This window comes from Achromobacter sp. JD417 (assembly GCF_041879325.1).
Lineage (GTDB): Bacteria > Pseudomonadota > Gammaproteobacteria > Burkholderiales > Burkholderiaceae_B > Achromobacter > Achromobacter mucicolens.
This window is the reverse complement of sequence record NZ_CP087159.1, coordinates 2902448-2919918: the sequence shown is the minus strand read 5'-3', so window position 1 is coordinate 2919918 and position 17471 is coordinate 2902448. Positions and strand designations below refer to the sequence as shown.

Genomic DNA, 17471 nt, shown 5'->3' with positions numbered 1-17471 from the left:
CCGGTGCCCCCTTCCACCGCCCTCGCGCCGTCCCGCGCCCCGCTACGTCTTTATCACGCCCGCTCTGGCCTGCCGGAGGGCCAATCCGACCTCCAGGCCCTGTGCCAACGCCTCGCGCAACGCGGGTTCAATGCCGTGCTGGCGCCGGCGCCATGGCTGACCGGGCCAGAACCGGGCTCGCATGCCCCGCAGGACGCGGACACCGCGCGCGTGGACGGTAAGGACACGCCGATCACTCAGTGGTACACCGAGATTGCGGCGCAGTTGTCGACCCACGGGTTATCGCTGTTCGTCGACGTGATCCTGGACCGCAGTGCGCGCCATGCCGTGGCGACCACCGCCGAACCCGGGTGGTACCGGTCGCTGCATGAAGAACCCGCGCGCGATCCGCGCCTGACGCCGCAGGAGCGCGGGGTGCTGCACCTGCCTGTAGGCCCCCTTCCGCCCGGCTTTCTGCCGGCGTGGACGGCGCGTCTGCTCGGCTGGACGCGCAGCGGGGTCAAGGGCCTGGTGTTCCAGGCGCCTCACCGGCTGCCGGCAGAGGCGTGGCGGGAACTGGGGGCCGCGTTGCGCGCGCAGAATCCGGATGTGCGCCTGTTGGCCTGGACACCCGGCCTGTCGCCCGCCGACCTGGCGGGCCTGCGGGACGCGGCGTTCGACGCCGCGTTTTCTTCCCTGCCCTGGTGGGACTTCAAGTCGTCGTGGCTGGCAGAAGAGGACGCGCGCCTGCGCGCCATAGGCGAAGTCATTGCCGCGCCGCCGCAATCCGGCGCGCAGTCGCCGTCTGAGTACGGCCGAAGCGCGCTCTGGAGCGCGGCGGTGTCGGGCGATGGACTCATGCTGACGGACGAGGACGAACACCGCCTGCCGGACGTGCAAGCCGTGAACGCCTGGTTCGACGGCTCCCGGCTGAAGGGCCCGTTGTGCCTGCTGGGCGGCCGGGACGGCAGTTGCACCGTGATGCTGCGCGATGCGGGCGATGGCGCGACACTGGCGCTTGCCGTCAATCCGTCGGCCACGCAGCATGCGGGCGTGGATTGGGATGCCCTGGCGCCGATGTTGCCGCCGGCCGATCTCGTCCCGTTCACGCCGCCCGCGGGTTTGCAGAGGCAGGCCGACTCCCTGGCCGCGGGCGACTGCGCGCTGCTGATGTTCCAACCCACCCAGCCGGTCCGCGACGCCGTGCGTCACCACCGGACGCGCGCCGATGACCTGGCCAACCAGCGCGTCGCGCTGGAGAACATCAGCCCTGCCGTCGATGGCGGCCTCTATCCGGTCAAGACCATCCCGCACGCGCGCATCGCCGTGCAGGCCGACATCTTCATGGACGGGCACGACCAACTCGCCGCCGAGGTGCGCTGGCGGGCCAAGGACGAGGCGCGCTGGCACTCCGTGCCGATGACGCGCGGCCTGAACGACCGCTGGGAAGGCGCATTCCGCCCTCGGCGCGTCGGGGCCCATGAATTCGTCGTGGCCGCCTGGTTCGACGCCTGGCATACGTTTACCCATGACATCGAGGTCAAGCATCAGGCGGGCCGCGATATCAGCCTGGAGATCCACGAAGGCCTCGCACTGCTGCGCGAAGCCCTGGCGCGCGCCGAAGCCGGCTCGCCCGCCGGCGCGGACGCCGAGCCCGTACGCCGCGCGCTGGCGGCCTTCGCGGACGCCGACCTGACCCGTCCGGTCCCCCCGACGCAAGCGCAGGTCGACGTGCTGCTGGACCCGGCGTTGGCGCACGCCATGCACGCGCTTGACGACCACCCGTTCGAAGCGGTCACCGCCACGGCCTACCCGGTCTGGGTGGACCGCAGCCAGGCCGTCCATTCCAGCTGGTACGAGCTTTTCCCGCGGTCGCAGGCGGCCGAGCCCGGGCGCCACGGCACGTTCGACGACGTGGTCGCGCGGCTGCCGGACATCCGCGAGATGGGCTTTGACGTGCTGTACATGCCGCCCATCCACCCGATCGGCCAGCGCAACCGCAAAGGCCGCAACAACAGCCTGCGCGCCGAGCCGGGCGACGTGGGCAGTCCCTACGCCATCGGGGCGCAGAGCGGCGGCCACGACGCCATCGAGCCCGCGCTGGGCACCCTCTCCGACTTCCTGAACCTGGTGGATGCGGCCGCCCAGCACGGCATGGAGATTGCGCTGGACTTCGCCATCCAGTGTTCGCCGGATCATCCGTGGCTGACGCAGCATCCGGACTGGTTCTCGTGGCGGCCGGACGGGTCGATGCGCTACGCCGAGAATCCGCCGAAAAAGTACGAGGACATCGTCAACGTGTCCTTCTACGGCGGCCAGACCCGCCGCGGCCGCAAGCTGGGCTTGTGGCGCGCGCTGCGCGACGTGGTGCTGTTCTGGGTGAACCACGGCGTGCGCATCTTTCGCGTGGACAATCCCCACACCAAGCCCCTGCCGTTCTGGCAGTGGCTGATCTGCGAAGTCCACGCGCAGCATCCGGACGTGATCTTCCTGTCCGAGGCCTTCACGCGCCCCAAGATGATGTACCGGCTGGCCAAGATCGGCTTCACGCAGTCATACACGTACTTCACGTGGCGCAACGAGCGGGCCGAGCTGGAAGCCTACCTGCAGGAGATTTCGTCGCCGCCGGCGGCCGACTTCTTCCGCCCGCACTTCTTTGTGAACACCCCGGACATCAACCCATTTTTCCTGCAGACCTCGGGACGACCGGGCTTTCTGATCCGCTCCGCGCTGGCCGCGCTGGGCTCGGGACTGTGGGGCGTGTACAGCGGGTTTGAACTCTGCGAAGGCGCGCCGCTGCCGGGCAAGGAAGAGTACCTGGACTCCGAGAAGTACGAACTGCGGCAGCGCGACTGGCACGCCCCGGGCAACATCCGGGCCGAGATCACGCGTCTGAACCAGATCCGGCGCGCCAACCCCGCATTGCAGACGCATCGCGGCCTGACGCTGGCCGCCAGCAGCAACAACCGGGTGCTGGCCTTCTACAAATCCACGCCAGGCCACGGCAACGTGGTGCTGGCCGTCATCAGCCTGGATCCGTTCCAGGCGCAGGAGACGCGCGTCGAGGCGCCGTTCTGGCTGTTCGGCGAATCGGACGCCGGTCAGCTGTCCGCCGAAGACCTGCTGACCGAAACCCGCGAGACCTGGCATCAGAAGCACCGCAGCCTGACGCTGACCCCCGACCAACCCTATCGCGTGTGGCGGCTTTCGCTGCATGGATGAAGCCCGCGCCCAACGCCATGATGAGTAAAGCCCAACCCATTCAGGATGATCCCCTCTGGTACAAGGACGCCGTCATTTACCAGCTTCACGTCAAGTCGTTCTTCGACTCGAACGGCGACGGCGTTGGCGACCTGCCCGGCCTGATTTCCAAGCTGGACTACATCGCCAGCCTGGGCGTGAACACCATCTGGCTGCTGCCCTTCTACCCGTCGCCCCGCCGCGACGACGGCTACGACATCGCGGACTACCGCGGCGTGCACTCGGACTACGGCACCATCGCCGACGTGCGCAAACTGATCCGGGCGGCGCATGCCCGGGGCCTGCGCATCATCACCGAACTGGTGGTCAACCACACGTCGGACCAGCATCCGTGGTTTCAGCGCGCCCGTGCGGCCAAGCCCGGGTCGGCGGCGCGCAACTTCTATGTCTGGTCCGACAACGACAAGGCGTACGCCGGCACGCGCATCATCTTCTGCGACACCGAGAAGTCGAACTGGACCTGGGATCCGGTAGCCAACGCCTACTTCTGGCACCGCTTCTATTCGCACCAGCCCGATCTGAACTACGACAACCCGCAGGTGCTCAAGGAAGTGCTGTCCGTCATGCGCTATTGGCTGGACATGGGCGTGGACGGGCTGCGACTGGACGCGGTGCCCTACCTGGTCGAGCGCGAAGGCACCAACAACGAGAATCTGCCGGAGACGCATGACGTGCTCAAGCAGATCCGGGCAGTGATCGAGGCCGAGTACCCCGGCCGCCTGCTGCTGGCCGAAGCCAACCAGTGGCCCGAGGACGCGCAGGAGTATTTTGGGGCGGGCGACGAATGCCACATGTCCTTTCACTTCCCGCTGATGCCGCGGATGTACATGGCCATCGCGCAGGAAGACCGCTTTCCGATCACCGACATCATCCGCCAGACGCCCGATATTCCGCCGACCTGCCAGTGGGCCATCTTCCTGCGCAATCACGACGAGCTGACGCTGGAGATGGTGACGAGCCGCGAGCGTGACTACCTGTGGAACGTTTACGCGGCCGAGCCGCGCGCCCGCATCAACCTGGGCATCCGCCGCCGGCTGGCGCCCCTGCTTGAACGCGACCGGCGCCGTGTCGAGCTGATGAACAGCCTGCTGCTGTCGATGCCTGGCACGCCGGTGCTGTACTACGGCGACGAACTTGGCATGGGCGACAACGTGCACCTGGGCGACCGCGACGGGGTGCGCACGCCGATGCAATGGTCGCCCGACCGCAATGGCGGCTTTTCGCGCGCCGATCCCGAGCGCCTGCCGTTGCCCGTGCTGATGGGCCCGCTGTACGGCTACGAGGCCGTCAACGTCGAGGCGCAGCAGCGCGACCCGCATTCGCTGCTGAACTGGACGCGGCGGCTCCTGGCCCAGCGCGGACAGAGCCGAGCCTTTGGGCGCGGCACGCTGCGCTTCATCTACGCCGGCAACCGCAAGATACTGGCCTATCTGCGGCAGTTCGAAAGCACCACGATCCTGTGCGTGGCGAACCTGTCGAACGCGGCCCAACCGGTCGAGCTGCACATGCAGGAGTTCTCGGGCCGGGTGCCCGTGGAAATGCTGGGCGGCACGCCCTTCCCCGCGATCGGCGAACTGCCCTATCTGCTGACGCTGCCGCCGTACGGCTTTTACTGGATGGACCTGAGCCAGGACGCCGCGCCGCCCGGATGGCACGCGACGGCGCCCGCCCAGATGCCCGAACTGATTACCTTGGTGCTCAAGAACCGGGGCGGCGCGGCGCTGACCGACGGGTCCCGCGCCACGCTGGAGCGCGAGATCCTGCCGCAGTATCTGGCGCGCCAGCGCTGGTATCCGGGGTCGGAGGCGCCGGCCCGCGCACGTCTGGCCTACGCCACGCCGTTCGCCTCGGCCGACGGGGAATTCTATTGGGCCGAGATCGAGCCGGAGGACGGCACGACGGGCATGCGCGCGCAAGCGCCCTTTGTCCTGGTCTGGGACGAGACCGCCGTCATCCAGTACGCCATTGCCCGCGTGCGCCGCGGCGCCGAAGTGGGCGTCCTGGCCGACGCCTTCCTGCAGCCGGGCTTCGTGCGCAGCACGCTCCGCGCGATGCAGGCGAGCGCGGAACTTGACGGACGCAGCGGCGGCAAGCCGGGCGACAAGCCGGGCGTGATCCGCTTTCTGCCCGAGGCGGGGCTGGCCGGCATGGATTTCGACGGCGACCTCGACATGCACTGGCTGTCGGGCGAACAGTCCAACAGCTCGGTCATCGTCGGCAATGCCGTCATCCTGAAGCTGATCCGCAGCGTGCAGCCGGGCCTGTCGCCCGAAGCCGAGATGACCCGCTACCTGACGCGGGCCGGCTACGGAAACATTCCGCCGCTGCTGGGCGAGGTGCAGCGCGTCGACGCCGAGGGCGTCGTGCACACGCTGGCGGTCGCGCACGGCTACGTCTCCAATGAGGGCGATGCCTGGAGCTGGACGCTGGACTACCTGAAGCGCACGCTGGCCAACGCCCTGTTGGTTGGCAGTTCGCCCGAGGAGTTCGAGGAAACCCTGGAAGGCTACGCCGTCATGGCCGGCACCATCGGAGAACGGCTGGGCAAGATGCACACGCTGCTGGCCGCGCCAACCGACGATGCGGACTTCCAGTCGCGAGCCGCCAGCCAGACGGATGCGGACAAGCGGGCCGAGCAGGTGCTCGCGCTGCTGGACCGCGCCGAAAAGAACCTGCGCGCGACGCTGGACAAGCTTGAAGATCCGTCGCATGCCTGCGCGGAGTGGTTCTTCGAGCATCACGAGCGCCTGGCCAAGCGCGTCGCCGAGATGGCACAGGCCGAGGTGGGCGCGCCGTGGCTGCGCATACACGGCGACTTCCACCTGGGCCAGGTGCTGGTCGCGCAGACCGACGCCTACCTGATCGATTTCGAAGGTGAGCCGATCAGCAGCCTGGAAGTGCGGCGTTCGCTCGCTTCTCCGTACAAGGACGTGGCCGGCATGTTGCGCTCGTTTGACTATGCGGCGGCGTCGATTGCGCGGACGGACCTGATCGGTGGCGCGCATCTGGACGCCAATGCGGGTGCGGACGACGTGCCCGCGCCGCCCGTCGCACCGGCCGAACAGCGCGACGCCCTGCTGGCGCGTTTCCGCCAGCGGGCCTCGGACGCGTTCCTGCAGGGGTACACCAGTGTGCGCGGCGGCGACCTTGCCGCCACGGGGGATCGCGAGGATACGCTGCTGATCCTGGCGCAACTGGAGAAAGCCGCCTACGAGGTCAGCTACGAAGCGGCACACCGGCCCGACTGGATTTCGATTCCCCTGTGCGCCCTGACCGAACTGGCGCGCGGCGTCCTGCTGTCGGCCGCCATCAATGCCGAAGGAAAAACGTCATGACCGCAGGCTTTGCCTCTCCCGCCGCTGCCACCGACGGCCACATCGACGCGCAGGCGCTGACCGCGCTGGCCCACGGGCTGCACGACAACCCTTTCGGGGTGCTGGGGCCGCACGACGGCTGGGTGCGCGTCTTCGTTCCCGGGGCCTCGGCCGTGGCAGTCCTGGATCAGGATGGCGATCGCACGCCCCTGGAGGAACAGGCGCAGGGCCTCTACGTCGGCCGCGTGACGTACGCGCAGGCCGGCGACGGGGCTTCCTACCGGCTGGCGATCCGCTGGCCCGCGGCCGAACAGGTCACCGCCGATCCGTATGCCTTCGGCGCCCTGCTGGATGACGCCACGCTGCAACGCCTGGCCCAAGGCGCGTGGCGCGAGGCCGGCGAGGCGCTGGGCGCGCACCTGGTCGAGGTGGACGGCGTCAGCGGCCTGCGCTGCGCAGTCTGGGCACCCAACGCCCGGCGGGTTGCAGTGGCGGGCGATTTCAATGGCTGGGATCCGCGCCGCCACGGCATGCGTCTGCGCCACGCCGCGGGGGTTTGGGAAATCTTCATTCCCGGCGTACGTCCTGGCGACCGCTACAAGTTCGCCATCACCGACCGCAACGGCAATCAATTCTTGAAGGCCGATCCAATGGCGCGCCGCAGCGAGATGGCGCCCGCCACGGCCTCGATCGTGGACGATCCCGCGCCCTACGCCTGGTCCGACGACGACTGGATGCAGGCGCGCGGGGCGCGCCAGTCTCCCGACGCGCCCGTGTCGATCTACGAAGTCCACGCCGGGTCGTGGAGCAGTGTCGAAGCGGGCCCCTGCGCCTGGGACCAGATGGCCGACAAGCTGCCGGGCTATGCGCGCGCCATGGGCTTCACGCATCTGGAACTGATGCCCATCATGGAGCATCCGTTCGGCGGCTCGTGGGGCTACCAGCCGCTGGGCATGTTCGCGCCCACGGCGCGCTACGGGCCGCCCGAGGCCTTCGCCCGGTTCGTCGACCGCTGCCACGCCGCCGGCATCGGCGTCATCCTGGATTGGGTGCCCGCGCACTTTCCCGACGACGCGCATGGCCTGGCCACCTTCGACGGAACCTCGCTGTACGAATACGAGGATCCGCGCGAGGGCTATCACCCCGACTGGCACACCATGGTCTACAACCTGGGGCGCAACGAGGTGAAGGCGTTCATGATCGCCAGCGCCATGCACTGGCTGCGGCGCTTTCACATCGACGGGTTGCGTGTGGATGCGGTGGCGTCGATGCTTTACCGCGACTACAGCCGCCGGCCCGGCGAATGGATACCCAACCGCTATGGCGGCCGCGAGAATCTGGAGGCGGTCCAGTTTCTGCAGGAACTGAACGACACCGTGCGCCACGAGGTGCCGGACGCCATCATGGTTGCCGAAGAGTCCACCGCGTGGCCGGGCGTGACCGCGCCCGTGTCCGAAGGCGGTCTAGGATTCCACTACAAATGGAACATGGGATGGATGCACGACACCCTGCGCTATCTGGCGCAGGATCCGATCCATCGCCGTTACCACCACCACGACATCACGTTCGGCATGGTGTACGCGTACAGCGAGCGCTTCATCCTGCCGCTGTCGCACGACGAGGTGGTACACGGCAAGGGGTCGCTGCTGGACAAGATGCCCGGCGACAAGCAGGCGCGGCTGGCCAACCTGCGCGCGTACTTCGGCTTCATGTGGGCGCATCCCGGCAAAAAGCTGCTGTTCATGGGCGGCGAGCTGGCCCAGCCCACCGAATGGAACCACGACGCCGCGCTGGACTGGAACCTGCTGGACGACGCGGGACATCTGGGCATGCAGCGCCTGGTGGCCGACCTGAATCGCCTGTATCGCGACCTCCCGGCCCTCCATGCGCGAGACGCGGACCCCTCGGGGTTCGCGTGGACGATCATGGACGACCAGGACAACAGCGTCGTCGCCTTCATCCGCACCGACGGCCAGCAGCACGTGCTGGCCGTGTCGAATTTCACGCCGGTCACCCGGCACGATTACCGCATCGGGGTTCCTCGGGCCGGCCGCTGGGCTGAACTGCTGAACACCGACGCGTCCCAGTACGGCGGGTCCGGCCAGGGCAACCAGGGCGGGGCCAACACCGGCGACATGGCTGCCCACGGGCAGCCGCAGGCCCTGTCGCTCACCCTGCCGCCCCTCTCGACTCTCTTCCTGATGCACGAAGGCTGAATCCATGGATCCGTCCCAACTGACCCGAATCACCGGCGGCCAGCCCCAACCGCTGGGCGCTACCAGCGATGGCCTGGGCGTGAACTTCGCGGTGTTCTCCGCGCACGCCACCCGTATCGAGCTGTGCATCTTCGATCCCAAGGGGCGCAAGGAATTGCGCCGCTTCGACCTGCCGGAGTGCACGGACGAAATCTGGCACGGCTACCTGCCGGATGCGCAGCCCGGCCTGCTCTACGGCTACCGCGCCCACGGCCCGTACGATCCGCAAAATGGGCACCGCTTCAACCCCAACAAGCTTCTGCTGGACCCCTATGCGCGCCAGCTGAGCGGTCCGCTGCACTGGAGCAATGCGCTCTTTGGCTACCGCATGAATCATTCGCGGCAGGATCTGAGCTTTGACCGCCGCGACAGCGCCCCCGCCATGCCCAAGGCCATCGTGGCCGACGAGGTGCCGTTCAACTGGGGCAACAGCAAGGCCCCGGACACGCCCTGGAACGACACGACAATCTACGAAGTTCACTTGCGCGGCGTGTCGATGCAGCGCGAAGACCTGCGCCAGCCGCTGCGCGGCACCTGCGCGGCCCTGGCCGATCCGCGTTTCATCGAGCATCTGCAACGTCTGGGCGTGACGGCGGTGGAACTCTTGCCGGTGTATGCCTTCCTGCAAGACCACTTCCTTACCGAGCGCGGGCTGCGCAACTACTGGGGCTACAGCACCCTGTCCTACTTCGCGCCGGAACCGGCGTACCTGATGCAGCACCCCAACGAACTGCGGCTGGCGATCCGCCGTCTGCACGCGGCGGGCATCGAGGTGATCCTGGACGTGGTCTACAACCACACCTGCGAAGGCAACGAAATGGGCCCGACGCTTTCTTGGCGCGGCCTGGACAACGCCAGCTACTACCGCCTCATGCCGGGGCAAGAACGCTACTACATCAACGACACGGGCTGCGGCAACACGGTCAACATGTCGCATCCGCGGGTGCTGCAGATGGTGACCGACTCGCTGCGTTACTGGGCGACCTCTTACGGGGTGGACGGTTTTCGCTTCGACCTGGGCGTGACGCTGGGCCGCGAGGGCAACGGCTACGACCCCGGCTCGGGATTCTTCGACGTGATCCTGCAGGATCCGGTGCTGTCCAGGCTCAAGCTCATCTCCGAACCGTGGGACATCGGCCCGGACGGCTACCAGCTCGGCAACCATCCGCCCGGGTTCGCGGAATGGAACGACAAGTTCCGCGACACCACGCGCCGCTTCTGGCGCGGGGATGAAGGCATGCGCGGCGAGATGGCGGCGCGGCTGTGCGGGTCGCGCGACATCTTCGACCGCCGCCATCGCCGCCCCTGGTCCAGCGTCAACTACGTGGCCTCGCACGACGGCTTCACGCTGGCCGACATCGTCAGCTACGACGGCCGCCACAACGAGGCCAATGGCGAGGACGGCAATGACGGCCACTCCGAGAACTTCAGCCACAACTGGGGCGCCGAAGGGCCGACCGACGATCCGCAGATCCTGGAGACGCGCGGCCGCGTCCAACGTGCGCTGCTGGGATCGGCCATGCTGTCCGACGGCACGCCGATGCTGCTGGCGGGCGATGAATTCGGCAACAGCCAGGAAGGCAACAACAACGCCTACTGCCAGGACAACGCCATTTCCTGGCTGGACTGGACGCAGGCGCAAAGCGATGCCGGCCGGGCGCTCAGCCGCTATGTGGGACGCCTGACGGCCCTGCGCCGCGCGCATCCCAGCGTGCGCAGCGCCCGCTATGGCGATGCGGGCCAGGAGATCCTGCCGGGCGTCCCGGCCATTTCCTGGTTCGACGCATCGGGCGCGCCGCTGGAGGGCCCGGCGTGGGACGCCGAACAGGAGCGCGTCATGGGCTTGCGCCGGGCCGCGCTGCGCCCCGAGGGCGGCGCCGACGTGACGCTGTTGCTGATGAACCCCACGCACGAAGCCGTGACCTTCACGCTGCCCGAAGCCGGATTCGCCTGGTCGTTGGAACTGGACTCGGACAAGCCAGCCGAGCCCGCGCCATGGGACGAGCCAACGGTGACGGTTGCGCCCCATAGCCTTGTCTTGATGGGACAGCGGGCGGAATCTGGAGAGGCGACATGACGCATCCGTATTCATTCGGCGCCTTGCCGCTGGAAAGCGGCGTCACCCGCTTTCGGCTGTGGGCGCCGAGCGCCCCGCCCGGTCTCGTGCTGGAGGTCGAGGGTCATCCTCCCATTCCGATGCACCCCGGCCCGGACGGCTTTGCGCAAGCCGATGTGGACTGCCCGGCGGGCGCCCGCTACCACTATCGGCTGGGCGGCGGCACCGTCATGCCCGATCCCGCATCACGTCTGCAGGACGGCGACGTCCATGGCGACAGCGTTGTCGTGGCGCCCGGCGCGTACCGCTGGCGCCACCCGGAATGGGCCGGCCGCCCGTGGGAAGACACCGTCATCTACGAAGTCCACGCGGGACTGGCCGGCGGCTACGCGGGCCTGATCGCGCGGTTGCCCGAATTGGCCGACATGGGCATCACCATGCTGGAGCTCATGCCCATCGCCGATTTTCCGGGAGAGCGGAACTGGGGCTATGACGGCGTGCTGGCCTATGCGCCCGACACCGCGTACGGTTCGCCCGACGATCTGAAGAACCTGATCGACACCGCGCATGGATTGGGCATGGGCGTGATGCTGGACGTGGTCTACAACCACTTCGGCCCGGACGGCAATTACCTGTCGGCCTATGCCGCGCCCTTCTTTCGCACCGATATCGACACGCCGTGGGGGGCTGCCATCGACTTCCGGCAGGAGGCCGTCAGCGCCTTCTTCAAGGAAAACGCGCTGTACTGGCTGACCGAGTACCGCTTTGACGGCCTGCGCCTGGACGCTGTCCATGCCATCGCCGGACACGAGTGGCTGCACGAGCTGGCCGGCTTCGTGCGCGACAACGTCTCGGCCGAGCGCCACGTGCATCTCGTCGTCGAAAACGACGACAACCGCGCCAGCCTGCTGCGCGGCGATTTCGAGGCGCAATGGAACGACGATGCGCACCATGTGCTGCACCATCTGCTGACCGGCGAATCGCGCGGCTACTATTCCGACTACGCCGAAGCGCCCGCGCAGGCGCTGGCGCGCTGCCTGGCCGAAGGCTGGGTGTATCAGGGCCAGCCCTCCGCCTATCGGGGCAACCAGCCGCGTGGCGAGCGCAGCGCCGACCTGCCGCCCACCGCCTTCGTGCTGTTCCTGCAGAACCATGACCAGACCGGCAACCGCGCGCGCGGCGAACGCCTGACCGAGCTGGTGGACAACCCCCAGCGTCTGCGTGCGGCCGTCGCGCTGCAATTGCTGGCGCCGCAGATCCCGTTGATCTTCATGGGCGAGGAACGCGGATCGCGCGCGCCGTTCCTGTATTTCACGAGCCACACCGATCCCGAGCTGGCGCAGGCGGTGCGCGACGGCCGGCAACGCGAATTTTCGGCCTTTCCCGAATTCGCCGGCGATTCCCCGGCCGCGCAGTTGCCCGATCCGAACGACGCGTCCACCTACCACGCCAGCTATCCCTGGCAGGACGAGCCAGATGCGGCCCAGTGGATGCGCGACTATACGGCGCTCCTGCAATTGCGCGCGCGCATGATCGCGCCGCGGCTGGCGGGCGCGGTCAGCCTGGGCGCCGCGGCGGTGGGCGACCGCAGCGTGTTTGCACGCTGGGAACTGGCCGATGGCGCCCGCCTGACGGTCTACGCGAACCTGGGGCCCAATCCTCAGACCGTGCCCGATTCGCTCATGCCCGGTCCGGACGTGTTCGCGACTCTGCTGTTCGAATCGCCCGCGGGCGGTCGGGACCGGCTCGCGCAAGGCGAACTGTGCCCGGACAGCACCGTCTGGCTGCTGGAGGACGCGGCATGAAGCGCACCAGTGCCGAGCCGGATGGCCTGTCCGCGCTGGCCGCCGAGGCCGGCATCGCGGAGCATTGGACCGATGCGCGCCAGCGCTCGCAACGCGTCGCGCCGGAAACCTTGCGCGCGCTGCTGGCTGCGATGGACCTGCCGGCAGAGACGTCCCGGGACATCGCCGACAGCCGCCAGCGCTTGGCGGAACAGGCGGCGGACGCGCTGCCGCCCATGCTGGTGACGCGGTGCAACGCCCGCACGCCGCTGCCCAAGACTGCCCGCGGCCCCTATCGCATCCTGTGCGAATCCGGCCACATCCTGAACGGCCATATTCAGGCGGGCGCGGACGGCATCCCGTTCCTGGTCGCACCCGACGAGCCCGGCTACCACCGGCTGCTGTTGACGTCGGCGCAGGCCACGCTGGCGGTGGCGCCGCGCGAGGCCCCGAGCCTGGCCGATCTGACCGGCGCGGCCAGCCCGCGCTGTTGGGGTCTGGCCGCACAGGTCTACAGCCTGCGCCAGGACGCGCGCGCCGACATGCCGCGCACGCACGGTTTCGGCGATTTTGGCGCGCTGCGCGAACTGGCGGTGGCCGCTGCCGAGCAAGGCGCGGACATGCTTGCCATCAGCCCGGTTCACGCGATGTACGCCGCGCAACCCGAGCGGTCCAGCCCCTATTCGCCGTCCAACCGCCTGTTCCTGAACGTGCTGTACGCCGATCCCGCCCCGGTGCTGGGGCAGGATGCGCTGCAGCGCGCGCTAGCCGGCGTCGCCCCCGCGGCGTTGACCGCGCTGGACGGATTGGCGCGTATCGACTGGCCGGCCGCTGCGGCGATCCGCTTGCAAGGGCTGCGTGCCCTGCATGCCGAATTCGCCACCCATGGCGGTGTCAGTGAGCGGGCGCGCTATGCGCAGTTTTGCGCCGAGCGCGGCCAGGCTCTGCGCGACCACGCGATCTTTGAAGCGCTGCATGCGGCGCAACGCGCGCCCGGCGGGTCGATCCCCGCGTGGCAGCGCTGGCCTGCCGCCCTGCGCGATCCCGCCTCGTCGCAGGTCAAGCGATTTGCCGAGGACCATGCGCTGGACGTGGACTTTCACCAATTCGCGCAGTGGCTTGCGGCAGAGAGCCTGGCTGCGGCGCACGCCGCAGGCCGCGAGGTCGGCATGCGGCTCGGCCTGCTCGCCGATCTGGCCGTGGGCGCCAGTCCGGACGGCAGCCACGCCTGGAGCCGCCAGGCCGACCTCATGCGCGGCATGTCCGTGGGCGCGCCGCCCGACATCTACAACCCCCTCGGGCAGTACTGGGGCCTGACCGCCTTGTCGCCGCGCGCGCTGCACACCCAGGGCTACGCCGCCTTCATCGACATGCTGCGCGCCGTGCTGGCGCATACCGGCGGCGTGCGCATCGACCACATCCTGGGGATGGCCCGTCTGTGGCTTGTGCCCGAGGGCGCGTCGCCCGCCGATGGCGCCTACCTGCGCTATCCGCTGGACGACATGCTTGCGTTGATCTCGTTGGAGGCCTGGCGCCACCGCGCCTGCGCCATCGGCGAAAACCTGGGCACCGTGCCCGAGGGCTTTGATGACCGGCTCAAGGACAACGGCGTGCTCGGCATGAACGTGCTCTGGTTCATGCGTCAGGCGCCGGACGCCCAGCCGGGTCCCGACACCCCGGCCGGCTTCACGACGCCCGCCGAGTGGCCGCGCAACGCGGTCGCCATGACGACGACGCATGACTTGCCCACCCTGCGCGGCTGGTGGGACGAGCGCGACATCGACTGGCGCGTCAAACTGGGTCTGCTGGGCGCCGACGACAGCGAGGAAAGTCTTCGCGCCGGACGGGCGCTGGACCGCGAGCTGCTTTCGCGGGCGCTGGATCCAAGCCTGGCAACGCCGCCCGCCGAAGCGCCGGTGCCCGCGCTTCTGCAGTTCGTGTCCTCCAGCCCGTGCCCGCTGATGTTGATTCCGATGGAAGACGTTGCCGGCGTACTGGACCAGCCAAATCTGCCCGGCACCATCGACACCCACCCCAATTGGTGCCAACGGTTGCCGCTAAGCATCCGCGCGACCTTTGCCGATCCCGCCACGCAGGCCCGCCTGGATGCCGCGCGCGCCGGAAGGAGACAATCTTGAGCACACCGCAAGCCACCGCCCGGCTGCAACTGCACGCAGGCTTCACACTCGACGACGCGTGCGCCCAGGTGGATTACTACGCGGACCTGGGGGTCAGCCATCTGTATCTGTCGCCCATCACCCGCGCGCGAGCGGGTTCCACGCACGGCTACGATGTCATCGACCACGCCGTGGTCAGCCCGGAACTGGGCGGCGAACCCGCCCTGCTCCGGCTGGCCAGCGCCGCGCGGGCACGCGGCCTGGGCCTCATCGCGGATATCGTGCCCAACCACATGGCGGCCCATCCCACCAACGCGTGGTGGCGCGACGTGCTCGCCAACGGCGCGGCAAGCGCGTGGTCGGCCTACTTCGATATCGACTGGAATCGTCCCGCGCCGGCGCTGCGCAACAAGGTCCTGCTGCCCGTGCTGGGCGACCCGTACGGCGCGTCCCTGGAACGCGGCGCCATCACGCCGCAATGGGACCCGGATGCCGCCGCCCCCGAGCTGGACGTGCATGGCCAGCGCTATCCGCTGACTCCGTCGTCCGTGCCGCGCGGCGCCGTACGCGAAGCGTGGCTGCGCGAACACGACCCCGCCGAGGCGCCCGGCCGCCAGCGTCTGCATGAACTCCTGGAACGCCAGCACTACCGCCTTGCGTGGTGGCGTACCGCGCCCGACCAGATCAACTGGCGGCGCTTCTTCGAAATCAGCGAACTGGTCGGCGTGCGTGTCGAGGACGAGGCGGTCTTTGACGCCGTCCATGCGCTTGTCCTGCGCCTGTACGCCCAAGGCGTGCTGGACGGCCTGCGCATCGACCACATCGACGGGCTGGCGTCGCCCGGGGGCTACTTGCGGCGGCTGTCGGCGCGTCTGGCTCAAGCCAACGCCAGCCGGCCCGCTGCGCTGCGCCAGGACCAGCCGTATCTGGTCGTGGAGAAGATCCTGGCGCATGACGAGGCGCTGGATCCTCGCTGGCAGACCGACGGCACCACGGGCTACGACTTCATGGACCAGGTGAGCGCCGTGCTGCATGACCCGCAGGGCGAGGCGCCACTGCGCACATTCTGGCAAGAATTGACCGGCGACCACCGCGACGCTGCCGAGCAGTTGCGCGCGGCGCGCGTGCGCATGCTGGTGCGGCACTTCCCCGCCGAACGGCAGGCGTTGGTCGGCTGCCTTGAACAGCTCGCCAGCCAGGACGTGCGCACGCGCGACTGGACGGCGACAGCGATCGACCGCGCGCTGAGCGCCCTGCTGGCGGCCTTCCCCGTCTACCGCACTTACGCCGAGGACGAGGGCAGCAACCCGGCGGACGCGCATCGGCGCAACACCGCCGTTCAGGGCGCCGCGTTGGCGCTGGCGGCTCGTGAAGGTTCGGCGGACGCCACGCTGCTGGCGCAGATCGCCGAATGGTTCAATGGCCAGCCGGAACACGCCACTGCACTGCGGCGCTTTCAGCAATTGACCCCGCCCCTGGCCGCGAAGGCGCTGGAGGACACGCTTTTCTACCGTTACGGGCCGCTGCTGTCTCGCAACGAGGTCGGCGCGTCGCCCGCGCGCTTCGGCCTGTCCGGCGACGAGTTCTTTCAGGCCTGTGCCGCCCGAGCCCGCACGCATCCCCGCGCCATGCTGGCCACCGCCACGCACGATCACAAGCGCGGCGAAGACACGCGGGCCCGCCTTGCCGTCCTGACGGAAATGCCGCAGCGCTGGCTGGAAGCGGCGCGCGGCTGGATCGACGCCATGCCTGCCGGCATGACGCGTGCCGACCGCTACATGCTCATTCAGACCCTGGTCGGCGCCTGGCCCTGCGACTGGCGCGCCGATCCGTCCGATTGGCCGGCCGACCGCCTGCAACCCTGGCTGGACCGTGTCGCCCAGTGGCAGGAAAAGGCGCTGCGCGAAGCCAAGCTGCACACCAGCTGGACCGACCAGGACCCGGCATACGAAGCGGCCGCAAAGGCGTGCCTGACCTGGCTGGGCCACGACGCCGACGGCCGCGCCGTGCTGGCCAGCATTGCGGCCTTTGCGCTGGAAATCGCACCCGCCGGCATGGTGAACAGCTTTACCCAGACGCTGCTGCGCTGCACGTTGCCGGGCGTGCCGGACCTCTATCAGGGTACGGAACTCTGGGATTTCAGCCTCGTCGACCCGGACAACCGCAGGCCGGTCGACTACGGCCTGCGCGCCCGGCTGCTGGCCGAAGGGTCGCGCGACGTGGCAATGGACCTGTCGGAATCGGCTTGGCGCACGGGCGCGGTCAAGCAGGCCCTGATCCACCGCCTGCTCCTTGCCCGCCAGCGTACCCCCGCGCCGTTTGCGGCAGGCACCTTGCAAGCCGTGCATGCCGAAGGCAGCCAGGCGGACCATGTGCTGGCCTACGTGCGCCAACATGAGGGTCAGACGGCCCTTATCGTCGGGGCGCGCACCTGCGCATTGCGGCTGACCGGCTATGTAAACGGGGATCCGGGCGCCGCGCGGGTGTTCTGGGGCGATACGGCGCTGCGGTTGCCGGCGGCGAGCCCGGTTTTGTCCTGGCACGACGCGCTAACTGGACGCCGGGTGCGCGCGGGCGCCGATGGCCTGCTGCCGCTGTCTGAAGTGTTGCGCGACGGCCCGGCAGCGTTGTGCCTGTCTGCGTGAGCGCGAGACGGCCTTTCAAACGCAATTCGGCCCCGGATACGCCACGGAGGAGGCGCGGCC

At 68.9% G+C, this 17471-nt stretch carries 7 protein-coding genes; all 7 read left to right on the top strand.

The features are described from left to right. Positions 1–3 precede the first annotated feature (3 nt). Genes LN047_RS13435 through treY form a run of 7 tightly spaced genes read left to right on the top strand, consistent with a single transcriptional unit; the run spans position 4 to position 17411 of the window. On the top strand, positions 4–3201 hold the full coding sequence (locus LN047_RS13435; protein WP_373981997.1) for an alpha-1,4-glucan--maltose-1-phosphate maltosyltransferase: 3198 nt from the start codon (positions 4–6) through the stop codon (positions 3199–3201). Next, entirely contained in the window at positions 3198–6575 is a 3378-nt protein-coding gene (treS, locus tag LN047_RS13430; protein WP_373981996.1) for a maltose alpha-D-glucosyltransferase, read from the top strand. The genes LN047_RS13435 and treS overlap by 4 nt, the downstream gene beginning before the upstream one ends. After that, positions 6572–8770, top strand: a complete 2199-nt coding sequence (gene glgB / locus LN047_RS13425; RefSeq protein WP_373981995.1) for a 1,4-alpha-glucan branching protein GlgB — start codon at positions 6572–6574, stop codon at positions 8768–8770. Before treS ends, glgB begins: the two co-directional genes overlap by 4 nt. Before the next feature lie 4 nt (positions 8771–8774). Further along, on the top strand, positions 8775–10886 hold the full coding sequence (gene glgX, locus LN047_RS13420) for a glycogen debranching protein GlgX (RefSeq protein ID WP_373981994.1): 2112 nt from the start codon (positions 8775–8777) through the stop codon (positions 10884–10886). Further along, positions 10883–12670 (top strand): malto-oligosyltrehalose trehalohydrolase, encoded by a 1788-nt coding sequence (gene treZ / locus LN047_RS13415; protein ID WP_373981993.1) that lies wholly within the window; start codon positions 10883–10885, stop codon positions 12668–12670. Before glgX ends, treZ begins: the two co-directional genes overlap by 4 nt. After that, a complete protein-coding gene (gene malQ, locus LN047_RS13410) occupies positions 12667–14787 on the top strand; it encodes a 4-alpha-glucanotransferase (protein ID WP_373981992.1) in 2121 nt (706 codons plus the stop codon). The genes treZ and malQ overlap by 4 nt, the downstream gene beginning before the upstream one ends. After that, positions 14784–17411 carry a malto-oligosyltrehalose synthase gene (treY, locus tag LN047_RS13405; RefSeq protein WP_373981991.1) on the top strand — a complete coding sequence of 876 codons (2628 nt, stop codon included), beginning with the start codon at positions 14784–14786 and terminating at the stop codon, positions 17409–17411. Before malQ ends, treY begins: the two co-directional genes overlap by 4 nt. Positions 17412–17471: the final 60 nt, after the last annotated feature.

Bases quoted from the DNA above. Each gene is read 5' to 3' on its own strand.
- malQ (WP_373981992.1), top strand. From the start codon at position 12,667: ATGAAGCGCACCAGTGCCGAGCCGGATGGCCTGTCCGCGCTGGCCGCC.
- treZ (WP_373981993.1), top strand. From the start codon at position 10,883: ATGACGCATCCGTATTCATTCGGCGCCTTGCCGCTGGAAAGCGGCGTC.
- glgB (WP_373981995.1), top strand. From the start codon at position 6,572: ATGACCGCAGGCTTTGCCTCTCCCGCCGCTGCCACCGACGGCCACATC.
- treS (WP_373981996.1), top strand. From the start codon at position 3,198: ATGAAGCCCGCGCCCAACGCCATGATGAGTAAAGCCCAACCCATTCAG.
- glgX (WP_373981994.1), top strand. From the start codon at position 8,775: ATGGATCCGTCCCAACTGACCCGAATCACCGGCGGCCAGCCCCAACCG.